The sequence below is a fragment of the Bdellovibrio sp. SKB1291214 genome (genome assembly GCF_002209355.2).
Lineage (GTDB): Bacteria > Bdellovibrionota > Bdellovibrionia > Bdellovibrionales > Bdellovibrionaceae > Bdellovibrio.
Window position 1 is genome coordinate 1,674,162 of record NZ_CP106855.1, and the last position, 17,462, is coordinate 1,691,623.

At 44.1% G+C, this 17,462-nt stretch carries 14 protein-coding genes; 5 read left to right on the forward strand and 9 right to left on the reverse strand.

The window, feature by feature from the left end; all coding sequences use genetic code 11:
• Position 1: 1 nt before the first annotated feature.
• Together B9G69_RS08325 and B9G69_RS08330 are read left to right on the forward strand one after the other, a co-directional pair.
• Positions 2 to 1,594: a complex I subunit 4 family protein gene (locus B9G69_RS08325; protein ID WP_088615989.1), complete on the forward strand. Its 1,593-nt coding sequence runs from the start codon at positions 2 to 4 to the stop codon at positions 1,592 to 1,594.
• Complete coding sequence (locus B9G69_RS08330) at positions 1,594 to 3,054, forward strand: NADH-quinone oxidoreductase subunit N (RefSeq protein ID WP_088615988.1); 1,461 nt, start codon at positions 1,594 to 1,596, stop codon at positions 3,052 to 3,054. Before B9G69_RS08325 ends, B9G69_RS08330 begins: the two co-directional genes overlap by 1 nt.
• A 208-nt stretch (positions 3,055 to 3,262) precedes the next feature.
• On the opposite strand, the gene B9G69_RS08335 is transcribed toward B9G69_RS08330, so the two are convergent.
• The gene (locus tag B9G69_RS08335) at positions 3,263 to 4,468 is read right to left on the reverse strand and encodes a patatin-like phospholipase family protein (protein ID WP_088615987.1); all 1,206 of its coding nucleotides are present in this window, start codon (positions 4,466 to 4,468) and stop codon (positions 3,263 to 3,265) included.
• Positions 4,469 to 4,728: 260 nt separating this feature from the next.
• Between B9G69_RS08335 and B9G69_RS08340 the strand changes: the two genes are divergently transcribed.
• On the forward strand, positions 4,729 to 5,220 hold the full coding sequence (locus B9G69_RS08340) for a hypothetical protein (protein ID WP_254916927.1): 492 nt from the start codon (positions 4,729 to 4,731) through the stop codon (positions 5,218 to 5,220).
• A gap of 81 nt (positions 5,221 to 5,301) precedes the next feature.
• The gene (locus B9G69_RS08345) at positions 5,302 to 6,150 is read left to right on the forward strand and encodes an FAD:protein FMN transferase (RefSeq protein WP_217897708.1); all 849 of its coding nucleotides are present in this window, start codon (positions 5,302 to 5,304) and stop codon (positions 6,148 to 6,150) included.
• On the opposite strand, the gene B9G69_RS08350 is transcribed toward B9G69_RS08345, so the two are convergent.
• From B9G69_RS08350 to hemW, 8 genes are all read right to left on the reverse strand, one after another.
• Complete coding sequence (locus tag B9G69_RS08350; protein WP_088615985.1) at positions 6,083 to 6,604, reverse strand: thermonuclease family protein; 522 nt, start codon at positions 6,602 to 6,604, stop codon at positions 6,083 to 6,085. The genes B9G69_RS08345 and B9G69_RS08350 overlap by 68 nt on opposite strands.
• Before the next feature lie 183 nt (positions 6,605 to 6,787).
• Positions 6,788 to 9,193 carry an endopeptidase La gene (gene lon / locus B9G69_RS08355; protein ID WP_088615984.1) on the reverse strand — a complete coding sequence of 802 codons (2,406 nt, stop codon included), beginning with the start codon at positions 9,191 to 9,193 and terminating at the stop codon, positions 6,788 to 6,790.
• A gap of 149 nt (positions 9,194 to 9,342) precedes the next feature.
• Positions 9,343 to 9,714 (reverse strand): TraR/DksA family transcriptional regulator, encoded by a 372-nt coding sequence (locus B9G69_RS08360; protein ID WP_088615983.1) that lies wholly within the window; start codon positions 9,712 to 9,714, stop codon positions 9,343 to 9,345.
• Positions 9,715 to 9,895: 181 nt separating this feature from the next.
• On the reverse strand, positions 9,896 to 10,267 hold the full coding sequence (locus B9G69_RS08365; protein WP_088615982.1) for a TraR/DksA family transcriptional regulator: 372 nt from the start codon (positions 10,265 to 10,267) through the stop codon (positions 9,896 to 9,898).
• 109 nt (positions 10,268 to 10,376) lie between these two features.
• The gene (locus B9G69_RS08370; RefSeq protein WP_088615981.1) at positions 10,377 to 12,050 is read right to left on the reverse strand and encodes a penicillin-binding protein activator; all 1,674 of its coding nucleotides are present in this window, start codon (positions 12,048 to 12,050) and stop codon (positions 10,377 to 10,379) included.
• Complete coding sequence (locus B9G69_RS08375; RefSeq protein ID WP_265438033.1) at positions 12,047 to 13,066, reverse strand: DnaJ C-terminal domain-containing protein; 1,020 nt, start codon at positions 13,064 to 13,066, stop codon at positions 12,047 to 12,049. The genes B9G69_RS08370 and B9G69_RS08375 overlap by 4 nt, the downstream gene beginning before the upstream one ends.
• Before the next feature lie 10 nt (positions 13,067 to 13,076).
• Entirely contained in the window at positions 13,077 to 13,595 is a 519-nt protein-coding gene (locus B9G69_RS08380) for a nucleotide exchange factor GrpE (RefSeq protein ID WP_088615979.1), read from the reverse strand.
• Between the two features lie 77 nt (positions 13,596 to 13,672).
• A complete protein-coding gene (gene hemW, locus B9G69_RS08385) occupies positions 13,673 to 14,845 on the reverse strand; it encodes a radical SAM family heme chaperone HemW (protein ID WP_088615978.1) in 1,173 nt (390 codons plus the stop codon).
• Between the two features lie 16 nt (positions 14,846 to 14,861).
• Here hemW and B9G69_RS08390 point away from each other — a divergent pair, with 16 nt between their 5' ends.
• On the forward strand, positions 14,862 to 17,462 hold the full coding sequence (locus B9G69_RS08390; protein ID WP_088615977.1) for a M16 family metallopeptidase: 2,601 nt from the start codon (positions 14,862 to 14,864) through the stop codon (positions 17,460 to 17,462).

A 17,462-nucleotide genomic window follows, 5' to 3' on the forward strand; every position in this document is an offset into this window, starting at 1 on the left:
TATGATCCTGAGTACAATTGTTTTTCTACCTCTATTGTTTGCTTTGATCATCGCAGTTTGGCCAAATGCTAAGACTCTTCGTCCTTTGGCATTGGGCTTTGCGATCATCGAATTCATCGTTTCTTTGGCCATGCTTCAACAATTCGATACGGCAACAGCGAACCTGCAAATGGTTGAGCGCTATATGTGGATCGAACGTTTTGGGATCAGTTACTTCTTTGGTATCGACGGTATCTCGTTGTGGTTGGTTCTTCTGACGACGTTCTTGACTCCGATCATTATCCTGGCGAGTTGGACTTCGATCAGCGAAAGAATCAAAGGTTTCCACGTTTGCATGTTCATCTTGCAAACAGCGATGCTTGGTACGTTCTTGGCGATGGATGCGATTTTCTTCTATGTATTCTGGGAATTGGCACTTATTCCGATGTATTTCATGGTCGGTATCTGGGGTGGTTCACGCAGAATTTACGCAACAGTTAAGTTGTTCATTTATACATTCGCCGGCTCAGTGATGATGCTTGTTGCGATGATTTATATGATGTACCTAACTCAAGAAACGACAGGTCAAATGAGCGCAAGCTTGCTTGATTTCTATAAATTGAAAATCCCATTTGTGGGTGGAACTTTCTTTAGCCTTCAAACTTTGTTGTTCTTTGCGTTTGCTTTGGCATTCGCGATCAAAGTTCCGGCATTTCCAGTTCATACTTGGTTACCCGATGCCCACGTTGAAGCCCCAACTCCTGGCTCAGTTATTCTTGCCGGTGTTATGCTGAAGATGGGTACTTACGGTTTCATGCGCTGGGTGATTCCTTTGTTCCCAGAGGCTTCTGAATACTGGGCTTGGTTGTTCATGCTTATCGGTACTGTGGGTATCATCTACGGCGCCTTGGTAGCGATGATCCAACCTGACGTTAAGAAACTTGTCGCGTACTCTTCCGTTTCTCACATGGGTTATATCTTACTGGGTCTGTTTGCATTTAATGCTTACGGTATGACAGGTGGCTTGTATCAGATGTTGAATCACGGTGTTTCTACAGGGGCACTCTTCATCTTGATCGGTATGATCTATGAAAGAACGCATTCTCGTGAAATTTCTAAGTACGGTGGCTTAGCTGGTGTTCTTCCGTTGTTCACAATCTTCTTCTTTATCATCACGCTTTCTTCGATTGCGGTTCCGATGACGAACGGGTTCGTGGGCGAATTCTTTATCCTAATGGGTACCTTCCAAGCTCAACCTGTATTTGCATACTTTGCAGTTACGGGTGTTGTACTTGGTGCGGTTTACATGCTGTGGATGTTTAAACGTGTGTTCTTTGGTGAGCAAGGTGAGTTGGTTAAAGACGAACATCACCCACTTCATGATTTGAACCTTCGCGAGATCGTAGTGATGTTACCTCTGGTTTTGATGGTGTTCTGGATGGGCTTGTTCCCGAATAATTTCCTGAGCTATTCAAAAGCAAGTATCGATCACTTGGTACAACACAAAAATAGTTACAATTTGACTATCAATGAACCTGGTGCGACTGCGACGGCAACAACGGCAGCTCCAACGGCTGCGGAAACGACGACAGCTGAAGCACAAGGAGATAAATAATGAATATGAATATTGGTCTTAGCGACATTCTTCTTGTTTCACCAATGATCGCGTTGTTCCTAGCCAGCCTTGTGCCGATCACGGCCAAAGTTTTGCGTGGCAACCGCGAGCAAAATCCGATCATCACTCTTTGCCAAGCTTTAATTGGTATCGTGATCGCTGTTGGTCTATTAGTCGTTTTCGGGGGCGCGGGTAAAACTGCGTTTAATAACGGCTTGATCTTTGACGGCGTGACTCAGTGGATGGGCGTGATTGCTTTGTTCTCTGCTGGAGCGGCTATGATCATGATGTACGAAAATCCATCAACGACTGGCAAACAATTCTCGGAATTGATATTCCTGGCGATGTCTTCTGCAGTTGGTATGTTGATCCTAGTATCTGCAGTCGACCTTTTGATGGTATTTATCGGTCTCGAAATGATGTCTTTGGCATTGTATCTGATGATCGCGATGAGCCACGAAGAAAAACTTTCCAAGGAAGCTGCACTTAAATACTTCATCCTGGGTTCATTTGCTTCGGCATTGTTCCTTTACGGTGTGGCATTTGTTTTTGGAACAACTGGAAATACAAACATCTTGGCATTCATGGAAAACGCCGCTGAATTGATTCAATCAAGCCGCCTATTCATGTTTGGTATCACGTTTGTTATCTTGGGTTTCTGCTTCAAGGTTTCAATTGCTCCATTCCATGCTTGGACTCCAGACGTGTACCAAGGAGCTCCGACTCCGCACTCTGCCTTCATGGCAACAGCTGTTAAGACAGTTTCTTTTGCAGCATTTTTGCGCGTGATTGCGACTCGTTCACTTGTTGGTTCTGAGCACTTGTTCGACATCCTTCAGTGGTTGGCAGTGATCACAATGATCATTGGTAATACGGCAGCGATCCTTCAAAACAACTTGAAACGCATGCTTGCATACTCTTCAATTGCACATTCTGGTTACCTTCTTGTAGGGGTCATCACAGCGGGTGTGAGCGACGACGCTGCATTTGGTGCTTCTGGTGTGATCTTTTATTTGTTGAGCTACGGATTGATGACTTTGGGTGCTTTCGCTATCGCAAGCATGCTTGAGAAATCAGAAAACCATATCATCAACATCGATGATCTAGCAGGATTCGCGAAACAAAGACCGATGATGGCTCTTTGCTTGACGGTGTTCTTGCTTTCATTGACGGGTATCCCACCAACTTTGGGATTCTTCGGTAAGTTTTATCTGTTCAATGCAGCCATCGGTGAAGGTCTTTTGTGGTTGGCAGTTTGGGGTATGATTAGCTCCGTAATTTCCGTTTACTACTACTTGCGCCCTATCGTTGTTATGTACATGAGAGACGGCAACGCAGACGTAGCGGAGCATTCTTTGAATGCAACGACAGTAACTGTTGTGGTTATGGCATTGGCAATCATGTGCATGGGCTTTATGTCAGGCCCATTGTTCGCCGCCGTAGAAAAAAGCCTTCTGTAAAAGGTACGTGTAAAAGGTACGTGTAAAAGGTACGTGTAAAAGGTACGTGTAAAAGGTCGCGCCAGAGGTAAAGACACACTTTGTCCATCTGACGAAGGACTTACGATAACTAGGTATTTTTAAAACCCCGGCGATAAACCGGGGTTTTTCTTTTGAAAGGTAAGTAATTACATCTTCAGGTAAGGCCGTAGCCCAAAAAGGTAGGGACTTACCTGAAATCGAACTGGCGAAGGGTGTTGATTCCCGATTTAAACCCGATGCGCACGATGCGGGCCAAGATCTCTGGATTCAAGCTAAAGTGATCCACAAAGAACATTTCGTAGTTCTGAGGACGCGGAGAAATATAGATGTAATCAACTTCGGGGCGATGATGAACGCGTTCGCGAATGATTTCCAAAAGCTTTTCGCGCTGTTCTTCAGGCAATTTAATCTGCTTTAAGTATCCATCAACAGCATTATAGATCGTTTTAATATCGTTTTGTGCTTGGATATGCTTTGCAATCTTTTGCTGAATCACTTGATACAGAGCTTGATTTAAAATCAATGGTATCCCGTACTTATGAAGCGATCCCATTTCTTCTGTATAGTGATAGGGCTGCGTGGAATAAGAAGAAATGACTAGATCCGCACCGTGATCAGCGGCTACGTGAGTTGAAAGGGTGTCTCTGATTTCCCCATCGTAAAAGAACAACTCTTTATTATCTTCGGGCCGTTTGATTCCATAGGGAGCATACACGGGCGGCAACGATGTCGACGCGGCAACCGCCGTACTGATCGGTGCATAGTTTATGTACATGTGATTTGAAGTTTTATAAGACTCGGGAAAGTTACCAAAGATAGCTTTGCGAGTGTGGTTAAGCTGGGTACCGATCACAAACAGATCTACCCCCAAGCGAGCAAAGTCATTATCCAGCAAAACCTCTTTACGCAAATAACTTTCAATCCCACCGGTCGAAAACAAACCATTCAGTTTAAGACCGTTTTTGATCAAGGACTCTACTCCGCCTTTAACAATGGTTTTATCCAGTAAAGTTCGAGGTATGAATTTCAAAAGTCCGCTAGAGTTTAAGTTAAAGATATTTCGGTAAGAGATTGGTTTGAGATATCTAAGATCAGATTTCTCAAAGGTTGGTGTCGTTCCCGAGCCTACTTGAAAAGCGTTGATCAAAGATTCGATTGGATATCCAGCTCCTAAGATTGAAGCAACAAAAGCACCCGCACTGGACCCGACGTAACAACGGATGGTCATCGGATCGTTTTCATCGAAATTCTGACGCACCATCTCTTTGGTTCCGCCAGCGAACTTGAAACCTTTTTCTTGAAGAGCTAGGCAAACACCAATGTGGAAAGCCGCCGCTTTGATGCCGCCTCCACTTAAAACTAAAGCTATCTTCTTCTTATCTTTTATACGCATAAACTTGCTTAAGTATCTGATCTCACGTCGTGGAGGGCAACACTGGTCAGACGTTGGTCCAGCTTAAAAGCGTGACTAGTCGCTGAATAGCCAGATCAAGGTCCTGTTTTTTGTTGAATTTGAGTAAGTAGTCACACTATCTTTGACAGACTGAAGTCCTGTGATAGGGTTGATTACGCAAGCTGAGTAGGCGACCACCATTTCCGAAAAGCTAGCTACTTGCACTTTGGCGCCAGCCGGGGTGAGTAAAAGGGGATCGAATGAACGTTGAGATGAATGGTTCTTGGCTACCGCTAATGGACTACTCCACTAAATACAGAATTAGTGTGAGTACTCTCCGCCGAAGAATCAAAGCTGACGACATTCGATTCCGATTTGAAGACGGCAAGTACTTCATCATGGATGAACCGATGGGTACCCATCAAAGAGTACATCGCCCCTCCCAAGAAAGCGAAGACCTTGCTTTGGTGGGTGCTCATCAAGGAATGATGAAAGAAGGAACGGAAATGGCTTCTTCAAAGGACGAAGTGAAGGCTCAGGACCTTGCTGAAAAGACGGTTAAAGTAAATAAGGATGAGCCGATCCTTACAGCTGCAAATAAGCTTTTGAATGAATTAAAAAAAGCTTACACGCAGATCCTTCAGGAAAAGGAAGAGCAAATCTTCCAGTTGAAGGATGAAGTTACGGACCTCAAAACTTTGGTTCGAGTTTTGGAATCCGAAAACGACCGCCTGAAGGGTTTTAAACAATAAGCCCCTCCCTTTAAATGTTATCTTACAGAAACCCCGGTTGATGATGTCACCCGGGGTTTTTTGCTTTTATCGTTGATGGACATGGAACAATCCCAAAACTTCAATATTCCAGCATCTACCCTGAAAGTGACGGCTCAAGCAGGTCGGCCGATGCTGGGTGATTTCATTCAGATCAATCTGTTCTCCGAGGGTGATTACGAACCCCTTCTGACGTTCACTTTGCAAAAACTAGCGGAAGTGGAAAGCATCTTGAATCTGGATGATCCTCAATCCGAAATTTGCCGAGTGCTGACGGTGGAGGGCGATGATTCCTTCGAAATGAGCAAACCTGTCGCTGAAGTTTTAGAAAAAGCTTTGGATATCAGTGCTTTATCAGATGGATTTTTTGAACCGTTTCGCGAAGACTCGCGCAATTTAGACCTTCGAAGTCTGATTCGTGGGTATATGATCGATCAAGCTGTGAAAAATATCTTAAGTAAAGAACAATCACTGATGGGGATGGTTCACTTGGCGGAGGGAATTCGCTTCTTTAACTGTCCTAAAAAATCAATTCACGTGCGCATGCATAGTTCTGACGTCGAAAAAGAACTGGGTCTGTTTAAAGATGCTATCTCCACGACCGAATCGCGAGGCAGCTTATTCGATAGCGAATCCTCAACTTTGTATATTCATCCATTAAGAGCCGGCTTAAGTGGTCGCCACACAGTTTCGGTCATTGCAGATAACTGTATGAGCGCTAATGTTCTTACAAAAATCGGGATGTATGCTCCAAAAAAGGTCATCCAATCTTGTGTTGCCGAAATGGATGCACAGATCATTGTTTTTGGAGAATCAGGCGAGATCGAAGAAATCTTTGAAGACGCTAAGGCATATAGCTTTGATCAAGGGCACATTTCTTATTCGTCTTATGACGATAGCAATAGGGACTAGTAAGATTGTTGTCAGACCAAATCCCAAGACGTTGATTTCTTGCTTCATCAACGGACGCAAGATAACGACCCTTTGAGTATTTGGTAGAATCATAGGCCCAACCATTTTGAACGATCATCAAATTAACATTCTTATCGCCGATGAAAACAGTACAAGTAACACGATCAAAAGACTTTCCATCGCACTCTAGATTTACTTGTTTTCCTCGAACGACGGATTCAGTGAAATCACGCGCTTGCTTGCCATACTTTTGCGAAAGCTCAGGGCAATCGATCCCCGCAAAGCGAACCTTGGCTATTTTATTTCCAACCTTCACACGACAAGTATCGCCATCATGACATTTCTCAACCACGCCGGATAGAAATTGAGTTTTATTTTGTTTTCTTTTTTTTGCCTCTGCTGAAAAAACAGAAAAAGAAAGCGCCACTGCCAAAATCAAAGAAGTAAATCTCATAAAGGTGCCTGCCTACTTGCGCGTTGTTTGTTGCATCACCGCGTTGGATGTTTGGGAAATAGGATAGATTTGATTGGGGAGTTTTGCAATCCGAGGTCCGGAAAAAAGAAAAACGGACTGATTTCTCAGTCCGTTCTATACATCGTCATTAGGGAGGGGCGATGCTTTTTGTTACTCTAGTGCTTAAGCTGCTAGAGATTTAGTTTTCTTAGCTTCTTTCTTAACGCCGTTCTTTTTAGCATCTGTAGCAGCATTTTTATCGAACGCTACTGCGAACACTTCATCAAGATTTTCGGCGAAGATAAAGTTAATCTTGTCTTTGAATACTTTTGGAATATCAGCCAAGTCTTTTTTACAAGCCATTGGGATGATGATATTCGTAATACCAAGGTTCAAAGCTGCAAGACACTTCTCTCTGATACCACCGACAGGAAGCACGCGACCTTGTAGTGTCACTTCACCAGTCATTGCCAAGTCATGGCGAACTGGAGTGCCTGTCATCAAACTTACAAGCGCAGTTGTAAGAGTGATACCTGCAGAAGGACCGTCTTTAGGGATCGCACCTGCTGGCAAATGGATATGGATATCGTACTTTTCAAAGAAGTCCTCTGGAATATTGAGTTCTTCCATGTGAGCTCGAGCATAAGACATTGCTGCGTGAGCAGATTCTTTCATCACATCGCCAAGTTGGCCTGTAAGTGAAAGATGTCCTTTACCTTTCATTTTCAAAGCTTCAACAGTCAACACTTCACCACCAGCTTGTGTCCATGCAAGACCTTGCACAACACCTACTTGAGAGTCAGCGATCTTGTCGTCGCGTTGGAAGCGTGGAGGACCAAGAAGCTCTGGAACTGTCGTAGCGTTTACTTCTACGAATTTCGCTTCTTCCATTACCACCATCTTCGCAACTTTACGGCAAACTGAACCTACTTCGCGCTCAAGGTTACGAAGACCTGCTTCGCGAGTGTAGCCAGCGATAAGGTATTTGATACCTTCATCAGTGAAACTGATGTTCTCTGGAGTGATACCATTTGCTTCGATTTGTCTTCTGATCAAATGCTTTTTAGTGATCAAAAGTTTATCGTTCTCTGTGTAACCAGGGATGTTCAAGATTTCCATACGGTCACGCAATGCTGGTGGGATATTCTCCAACACGTTAGCAGTAGCGATGAACAACACGTTTGAAAGGTCGAAATCCACATTCAAATAGTTATCACGGAAAGTCGCATTTTGTTCTGGATCCAAAACCTCAAGCATTGCTGCTGAAGGGTCACCGCGGAAATCAGAACCCAATTTATCAACTTCATCTAGTACGATAACTGGATTGTTTGTTTTCGCTTGGCGAAGAGCTTGGATAATTTTACCTGGCATCGCACCAACATAAGTACGGCGGTGACCACGGATTTCCGCTTCGTCCTTCACGCCGCCCAAAGCGATACGGAAGTATTCACGGCCCATCGCGCGAGCGATAGATTTACCAAGAGATGTTTTACCTACACCTGGAGGACCACCAAAGCACAAGATAGGTCCTTTAAGGTCTGGCTTCAATTTTCTAACAGCCAAGAATTCCATGATACGATCTTTAGCTTTTTCAAGCTCATAGTGATCTTCATCAAGAATTTCTTTAGAGCGTTTAAGATCGATATGATCTTCAGATTTTTTGCTCCAAGGAAGATCCGCCATCCAGTCTAGGTATGTACGAACCATTGTTGCTTCAGATGCATCTGGATGCATGCGCTCCAAACGGCCCAATTGTTTCATTGCTTCAGCTTCAACATGCGGAGGCATGCCAGCGTTAGTCAACTTGTCGCGAAGTTCATCCATCTCTTCAGATTTAGAATCTTGTTCGCCAAGCTCGTTCTTTATAGCCTTCATTTGCTCGCGCAAGAAGTATTCACGTTGAGATTTGTTAGCGTCCTCTTTTGCATTTGGACGATTCTTCTGTTGAGTTTGCATAACTTCAAGCTCAGCAGCCAAAATCTCAGTAACGATTTTAAGTCTTTCAGTTGAATCATGAGTCTCAAGAACTTTTTGAGCGTCCTGAACTTTGATACCTAGGTTTGATGCGATCAAGTCAGCAATACGACCTGGATCAGTGACATCGTCTAGTACCAACAAGATGTCTGGAGAAAGAGGGCGACCCAAAGCGATGATGCGCTCGATGTGCTCTTTCGCAGTTCTGATCAAACCTTCGTTTTCTACAACAGATTTTTGATTTGGGATTTCTTCGATTTTTTCAACCGCAACTTCGAAAGAAGGATTTGTCTTAGAGTAGTTTTTTACACGACCCTTAGCTACACCTTGAATCAAGATTTTTACGCGACCATCAGAAAGTTTACGCATTCTCATGATCATCGCGATTGTACCTACTGTGTAGATAGAATCTGGAGTTGGATTTTCTTCGGAGATATCTTTTTGTGATGCAAGGAAGATAAGGCGATTTTTAGCTAAAGCTTCCTCAACAGAACGGATTGAAGAATCGCGACCTACAAACAATGGAATGATCATGTAGGGGAAAACAACGATGTCTCTCACAGGTAGCATTGGAAGTGTCTGTGGGATTTCTAGAACTTTATCGTCAAAACTCATACCGCTCCTCCGCGTTGATGCGGGAAATGTTTCATGTATGAGACTTTTCGGAGCGAGGTAGGAAATGCTTGAATGGACTTGATTAGAAAACTGAAAAATTGGACTGACATCCGTGTCAGTGGAACCTCATCCAGTGAGTTTATCCACAATTACTGGAAAAGATTTGCCTGGCTTTCTTGTTCTTCCATGCATTCAATACATAGGGCTGTGAAGGGTCTAGCCTGAAGTCTGCGAGCGCCAATTAGCTCTCCGCATGCTTCACACTGGCCGTAAGTCCCATCAGAGATTTTCCCCAATGCTCTTTCGATTGCATAGAGTGCCGTGCGATCTCTTTCCTGCAAGTGGATAGAGATGTTGTTTGCAACATCTTGTGAAGCAACTTCTGCTTCATCACCAGCGCCACTGATGCTGGATTGTTCTGCAATGAACTCGTGTGACTTATTTAGGATCGAGCCTTTTTGAATTAGCAGCGAATCCTTTAAGTTTTCTAAATCTGTAGCACTTAGTTCGGTTGCGTTCATCTCACCCCCCGATATGATGATCATTCCCGAAAATTCTTGCTCGTTATTACGGGGGATCGGTGGAGTGTAAAGCAAAAAGCAGTGCGTGACGAATTAGTAAGCACTGCTTTATTGCGCCGCTGTGAGAGTGAAAAGTGTCGAGACAGAAAGTGATACAGAAACAGAAAGTGAAACAGATTTTTTAACGCGCAAACTTTCTGCTTACTGCCTCGCGCATTTCTGCACCCTCGATAGAAAGTCTTGTCCAAGGAATTGCAAGCAATCTATCTGCTTCAATCGGCTCTTCCGTTTCTTCGCAAAGGCCGTAAGTCCCGCTCTCTATGCGGGAGAGGGCCATCTCGATCTCGAGCAGTTGATTTCTCATGCGCTCTTGCGACACCAGAAAAGTATGTTCCTCGATATGCGCGACCGAGATATCTCCTTCGTCCCCGGTCTTTTCCGAATGGGTAAACTCCAACTGGGCTGTTCTGAAACGATTCAGAATGTCTTGTTTTGTAAGGATAAGTTTTCTACGGCACTCAGTAACAATGTTTTCTGTGATCGGATTTTTCATAACAGCCCCCTTCTTTGGACTAAGCGGTCTAGTTTGCCGCTTTGTGTTCCTTAGACGGGAAGGTTGAGGGGGCCGGTTAAAAAAAGTGTATTAAATATTCTTATGTGAGCTATTGGCGAATACGCATAGGTGCAATTTCACCTTTTTCCACGGTCAAAGAGACTACAGGGCGCTCGATCTCGCGCTCAGAGCTCATTGTGAGCGTGCCAAGGGATCCTGGGAACTTCTTAAGACCAATCAGCTTGGCTGTTAATGCTTCGCGCGTGTCGGCCCCTGAGGCCACTAATTGACGTAAGATTAAGCCAGCGTCATACGCTTGGATTTCAATCAGGGATGGAGCTTCGCCGTAGAGGTTTTTATACTCCGTGATAAAACGGGATTGATCTTGAGTCATAGGAGCGATTGAATCCACGAACATTAAGTTGTTTGAAAAGTTACCGGCACGTTTTGCAATGCCCGGGGTATTCCATAAATTTGTTCCCATTAACTTTACGCCACGAACATCATTGAATGCGAGCATCGCAGCAATTTGGCCCATTGCTTTAGCGCTATCCGGAATAAAGATCGCGTCGAAATCGGTGATCGGCGGGAGAACATTTTCTGTATTATCTTTGCGGGCAGAACGTTTTTTGTCGGAGTGTTTCAACTCTTTCAAACGCAGATTGAACTCATCCTGACGACCTTCTCCGTAGTATGTGCCAACTAAGCGTTGAACCACCAAGCGAAAGTCAGTTTCTTTGGTTGAATAAGTTTGGATTGCCGTAATCTGCCCACCACGAGCCAAAACTTCATCCCAGAAGATATTCGTGAATTCGACACCATACTGATCATTTGGATATAATACTGCAAATTTCTTCATGCCCATGTCGTCCATCGCTGTTCTTACCAGCTGACGGACTTGCATTTCGCTTGTCAGAGAGTTTCTAAAAACTGTAGGGCCAATTTCGGTTAAGCCAGAACGTTGTGATAAAGCGATACTAGGAACACCCAGCTCATCAGATTTTGCAGCGACTGCAGGAGCGGTCTTACTTAGCAAACTTCCAACAACCGCAATAACATTGTCTTCTTTTACTAATCTTTCTACACCACGACGAGCAGAGTCTGGATTGCCTTCGCTGTCCATGACCGCCAATTTAAATCCCGATCCGGGAACATGAAGCCCTAAGCCCATTTCAAGGCCGCGAAGCGCGCGTTGTCCTACGGGTGCATTCTTTCCACTGAGTGGAAGAACCACACCGACAGTTTTAGATTGAACGTTTTTAGCAGCATCCAGTTGCGACAAGATGTCTTTAGCGCGAATTGCCAGATCACTCTCTGGCAAATAGTCGATCACGCCTGCGTAATATTTTTTTGCTTTGGAAATATCACGCTCTTCAAGGGCTTTATCAGCAAGGCGAGCCATAGCATGTCCACGCAGAAAACCGTAGTCTGAGTTATCAGCAACTTCCTCAAGCTGTTTTTCATTTAGACGATTTTCTACATCTTCAATAGCGCGCAAGCGATACACATCTTGCTCTTGTTTTGTGGGAGCTTGAACGGATTGCGCGACCAGGCCCTTAAGTACAGTCAAAGGATCTTGAGCCACCGGCGCGGTAGGAACTTGAGTGATGGCGGACGGGGGAGCTGTCTGGGGTGGCTTTGCAGCTAACCCTGACATTCCCTTACCCTTTTTGCCGTTGTTTTTAGTGACAGGAGCTGGCTTGATCTCCGTTTTTTTCGTCGTTGTTGTAGTACAAGAAGCGATTACAAATGCGGAGAAAATCAAAGCGAGCTTAGATGTCATTTTCTATTCCTCATCAAGTGAGACACTTTTTCGTGGAAGGACTTCACCATCGGTGTTGCGTCCCCGGACTTGGCTAATTCTTCAATCAATTCTTTTTGGCGGTTAGAAAGAGTTGGAGGAGTGTCCACCAATATTCTAACCATCATATCACCAGAGCCAAAACCACCAATTTTTGGAAAGCCCTTTCCTTTCAAACGAAACGTTTGTCCAGAATGAGTTCCAGGTGGGATGCGAATCATCGCTTTGCCCGTCAAAGTTGGAACTTCGATACTTGTTCCTAGGATAGCATCAGTGTAGGTGATAGGTAAATCCAGCGTGACATCGTTTTCAGCACGCTTAAATAAAGGATGCTCCTGGAGGGCGATAATCACATAAAGGTCTCCAGCAGAACCACCGGCCCCTGCATCACCTTCTCCAGAAAGTTTAAGTCGTTGGCCCTCTTTTACTCCAGCGGGGACATTGACAGAAAGTTTTGCGGATTCCTCTTTATTTCCACGCTGGCGCATGAAGCTGATTACTTTTTCAGTGCCAACCGCGGCTTCTTCGTAAGAAACATTTAATGTATAACGTAAATCTGTACCCTTTTGAGGTCGGCGAGTGCGTGCACCAGCGCCGGCACCAGGACCGCCGCGAGCGCCACCAAAGATGTCGCCAAAGACGTCACCGAAAATATCTTGGAAAGGATCTCCACCAGCACCAGCGCCGCCAGTGTTGCCTCCAAAGCCGCCGCCGAAACCACCAAAGCCGCCGGCACCACCGAAGGGACCGCCAGCTCCGCCGCCACCACCAAAACCAGGGCCGGCGTGACCGAATTGATCATACATCTCGCGTTTTTTAGTATCGCTGAGAACTTCGTATGCTTCGCTCAGTTCCTTGAATTTCTCCTCGGCCTTTTTGTCACCCGGATTTTTATCGGGATGATACTGCATCGCAAGCTTGCGGAATGATTTTTTAATTTCATCCCCAGTAGCTGTACGCGAAACATTTAAAAGCGAGTAGTAGTCCTTCTTAGACAATCAACGCCTCTTATTCTGGTTTTTTCGCAACAACCACTTGGCCTGTGCGAATCACCTTGTCGTGCAATTTGTATGGTTTTTTAAATACGCGCGCCACGTGCCCAGGAGCCACTTTTTCTGTAGCCTCACTGCTTAATGCTTCATGGATATTTGGATCAAATGGGGCACCCTCAGACGGAATTTCAATCACAGAATGTTTCGCCAAAAGGTTGCGAAGTTCGGAGGCTGTCATCTCGATGCCTTGTTTGTAAGTCCCCAGATTCTCTGCGGTTACGTTCACTGCTAAAGCACGATCAAAGTTATCTACGATATCCAAAAGGTCACGGATGAATCTTTCGCCACCGTATTTCATCAACTCGGAACGCTCTTTGATCGCGTTGCGTTTATAGTTTTCAAATTCCGCGCGCAGGTACAAGAAATCGTTTTTATACTTCTCTGCTTGATCTTGAAGCTTTTGAATTTCAGAAGAGACATCGAAATTTTCAGATGCCGCTGGATTGGAATTTTGAGAGTTGTTTTCTTCTGACATGAAAGTTCCTTTCGCAATACTTAAGATTGTGTATTCATTAGATATTGTCAATTAGGGTGGGAGCAGATTTTTGGAACCTAGACATCTTCTTTGAGGAAGGTAAGTTCCTGGAAAACCTTGTTACTAATAACTAGGCCGTCTCGTGTTAATTTCCAATGCTCTTGGTCAGATTGAACCCAACCATTGCCCACGAGTTTATTCATAATGCTGGAAATTTGATGATAGACCGCAACAGGGAATTTCTCTTGCAGTTCTCGTTCACTGAGGCCACGCATTAAACGCATGGAAGTATGACAAAAGTCCGTGAGGGCTTGATGCATTTCTAGTTGTTCCACTTGCGCGTCGGGTAAATGAAGGGATGGCGACGTGAACTCTTTTCCTTCGAACTCAAGAATCTGCTTTTTGTATTCACCAATAGAGTTCAAATTCCAATATCGAGTACCCCATTTAGATTCTTTGGAATACGAATGAGAACTTAATCCCAAGCTCCAATAAGGTTGATCGATCCAATAAAGCATATTGTGTCGTGATTCATATCCCGGGATTGCAAAGTTGGAAATTTCGTACTGTTGAAACCCATGTCCAGTGAGCTCGTTGGCAATGAAATCGAACATATCGACTTGCTCGTCATCTAAAGCACGGCCTTTAGAAAGGGGATGGCCTTCGGGAACTGTTAAACAATAGGGGCTGATATGTTTTGCCCCTTGTTCCACGGCGATGCGAACATCATTTTGTAGGCCTTCCAGAGTTTGAGAGGGCAATGCGAACAAAATGTCGAAGCTGAAATTTAAGTTGTGAGCTCGCAAAAGGTCCAGAGTTTCCAGCGTCTGTTTTGCTGAGTGTTCGCGATGCACCATTTTTAACAAACGATCATCGAAAGTTTGAGCTCCCACACTGAAGCGATTTACTCCGTGGTCGATGTACATTTTCAATTTTTCTTTGTCGACTGTCGCCGGATTAATCTCGATCGTGATTTCGGTCTCGGGTCCAGTTGTATAGCCATATCTACCCAGCTCTTTGATAACAGCTACAATAAGATGAGCAGGGATCAAACTTGGTGTTCCGCCACCAAAGTAAAGTGTGTCTAACTTTTGAGGCTGATAGTAGCGATGCTTTTGGCGAATCTCTTCAAATAGCAATTGGACGTACTGATCCGGAGGCAAAATCTTACTTTGCTCGTAAGTCGCGAAGTCACAATAAGTGCAGCGCTGAATACAGTAAGGAATGTGAACGTAAACGCCAAAAGCCATGGGAGTTATCTAGAGTATGTCTAAGAAATTTCAACTAAAAAACGGCCTAAAAGTTCTTTTATTAGAGAGTCATAAGTCACCCGTGGTCTCAGTTCAAATGTGGGTGAAAACAGGCTCTGCCGACGAAAAAAAGGGCGAAGAGGGGATTTCTCACTTTATTGAGCACTTGGTATTTAAAGGAACTCGTAAATACAAAGTGGGGGAGATTGCTTCCACGGTAGAGGGTTCCGGTGGGGAGTTAAACGCCTATACGTCGTTCGATCAAACTGTATTTTACGTTACCATTTCCAAGCAGTTTACTGACGTAGCTATGGATGTAATCAGTGAAATGATGGGTTATCCAACCTTTGATCCACAAGAAATCGACAACGAGCGCGAAGTGGTGATCGAGGAAATTAAACGCGGTCAAGATAGCCCAGGTCGCAGATCCAGCCAGCTTTTATTTTCAAATATCTTCCGTAAGCATGCTTACGGAATTCCAGTAATTGGATACGACAAGGTTATTAATAAAGTTAGTGCCAAAAAAATTCGCGAATACTATCAAAGTCGTTATGTGCCTTCGAACATGTTCCTGGTCATCGCTGGAGATTTTGAATCGAAAGAGATGAAACAAAAAGTTGAAAAAATGTTCGGAGGATTTGCTCCGTATAAACTGCGCAAATCAAAACATGTTAAAGAGCCTGCACAGAAGAATATTCGTATCAAAGTTGAGCAAGCTAAATTTGAAACAACCACTGGTTACTTGAGCTGGAGAATTCCTAACGTTAAACATAAAGATATTGCTGCTCTGGAAGTATTGGCCTCTATCTTGGGCCAGGGGGATTCATCGCGTTTGATGCAGACCCTGCGCATTCGTGAACCGCTGACAAACTCCGTGGGAGCTTTTAGCTATTCAATGCCTGATGATGGGTTATTTGCTATATCGTTTAATCTTGAACAAGAAAACTTAGATAAAGCGTTAAATGCGATGATTCCGGTTCTGACCAAGATTATCCAAGAACCTCCAAGTGTCATGGAGATGCAAAAAGCGATTACGAATTTTGCAAGCCACGAAGTTTATTCGATGGAGACTGTGGATAACATTGCGAGAAAAGCCGGAGGGGATCAGTTCTATTACGACGATCATGATCACTACCGCAAATATATGAAACAAGTTTACTCTTTAAAGCCGGAAGATATTCAAAAGGCAGCAAAGAAGTACTTTAAATCAGATGCATTCAGCCTGTCGCTTATGACCAATATGGATAAGACACTGGCTGATAAATCGATGAAACTTTTTGCGAAAAACTTGAAGAAAGCGTTAGCGACAGTTAAGCCTGCTAAAGAAAAGCCACCTAAGTTTGTTCCTAAGAAATTCTCGATTAACACCGAGGCAGTTAAACACACTCCAGAAACTCAAAGAATCACTTTGAAATCAGGGGCAACACTTTTGGTGCGCGAACAAAAAGATACCCCTTACGTTTCCATGAAGGCGGCGTTTTTAGGTGGAGCGCGCATGGAAGATGGTACAACAAATGGTTTGACGGAACTTTTCTCAAGAAACTGGTTGTCTGGATCTGAAAAATTCACCGAGGACGAAATCAACCATCGGGTGGATGAATTAGCCGCTGGTATAGGTGCCTTCGGCGGCAGAAACTCTGTGGGTATGTCGATGGACTACCTTTCTCCTTTTGAAGATAAGATGCTTGAAATTTACACGGACTCTTTATTACATCCAAAGTTTCCAGTCGATATTTTGGAGCGTGAAAAAGTCGTTCAAAAAAATCAGGTAAAATCTCGTAACGACAATCCAGCCCAGATTTGCGTGATGAATTTCATGAAAGAAGTTTTCAAGAACCATCCTTATTCACGTGATCTTTTAGGGGATGACAAATCAATTTCCGCAATTACACAAAACTCTCTGCTAAAATATTATAATAATGTTGCACACGCAAAAAACTTAACAGTATGTGTGGTCGGAGACGTCGATACTAAAAAATGGGTAAACACTTTCGAAGAGGTCACAGCGGAACTGCCCTCAGGCAAAAAGATTGAAAACCATTTTCCAATCACCAAGGTGAAGGAGTCACGACACATCTTTCACGAACTTAAGAAAGAGCAAAGTCATATCATCGTCGGCTACCAAGGCCTGACGCTGGCAAGCCCAGAGCGCTACACTCTTGAGATCATTCAATCTATTCTAAGTGGTCAGGGGGGACGTTTGTTCTTAGAGCTTCGGGACAAAAACTCCTTAGCCTATTCCGTATCGCCTATGCACATGGAAGGCATCGAAGGCGGATACTTTGGTGGATATATCGGATGCTCGCCGGAGAAAGCTCAAAAATCTATTCAGATGCTTCAAGCGGAGTTTAAGAAATTAGCCGATGTAAAAGTTGGCGAAGAAGAATTAACTCGTGCACAACGATACTTAATCGGTCGTCATGATATCGAATTGCAACGTAAAGGTACGATTTGTAATGCGATCTTATTCGATGATATTTATGGTCTTGATTACCGTGAAAGTTTGGATGTAGCTGATAAGTATTTTGCGATCACACCAGAAGATATTCAAAATCTGGCTCAGAAGATCTTTGCGCAACCAGAGATTATTTCTCTGGTTGGGCCGAATGATATTTAA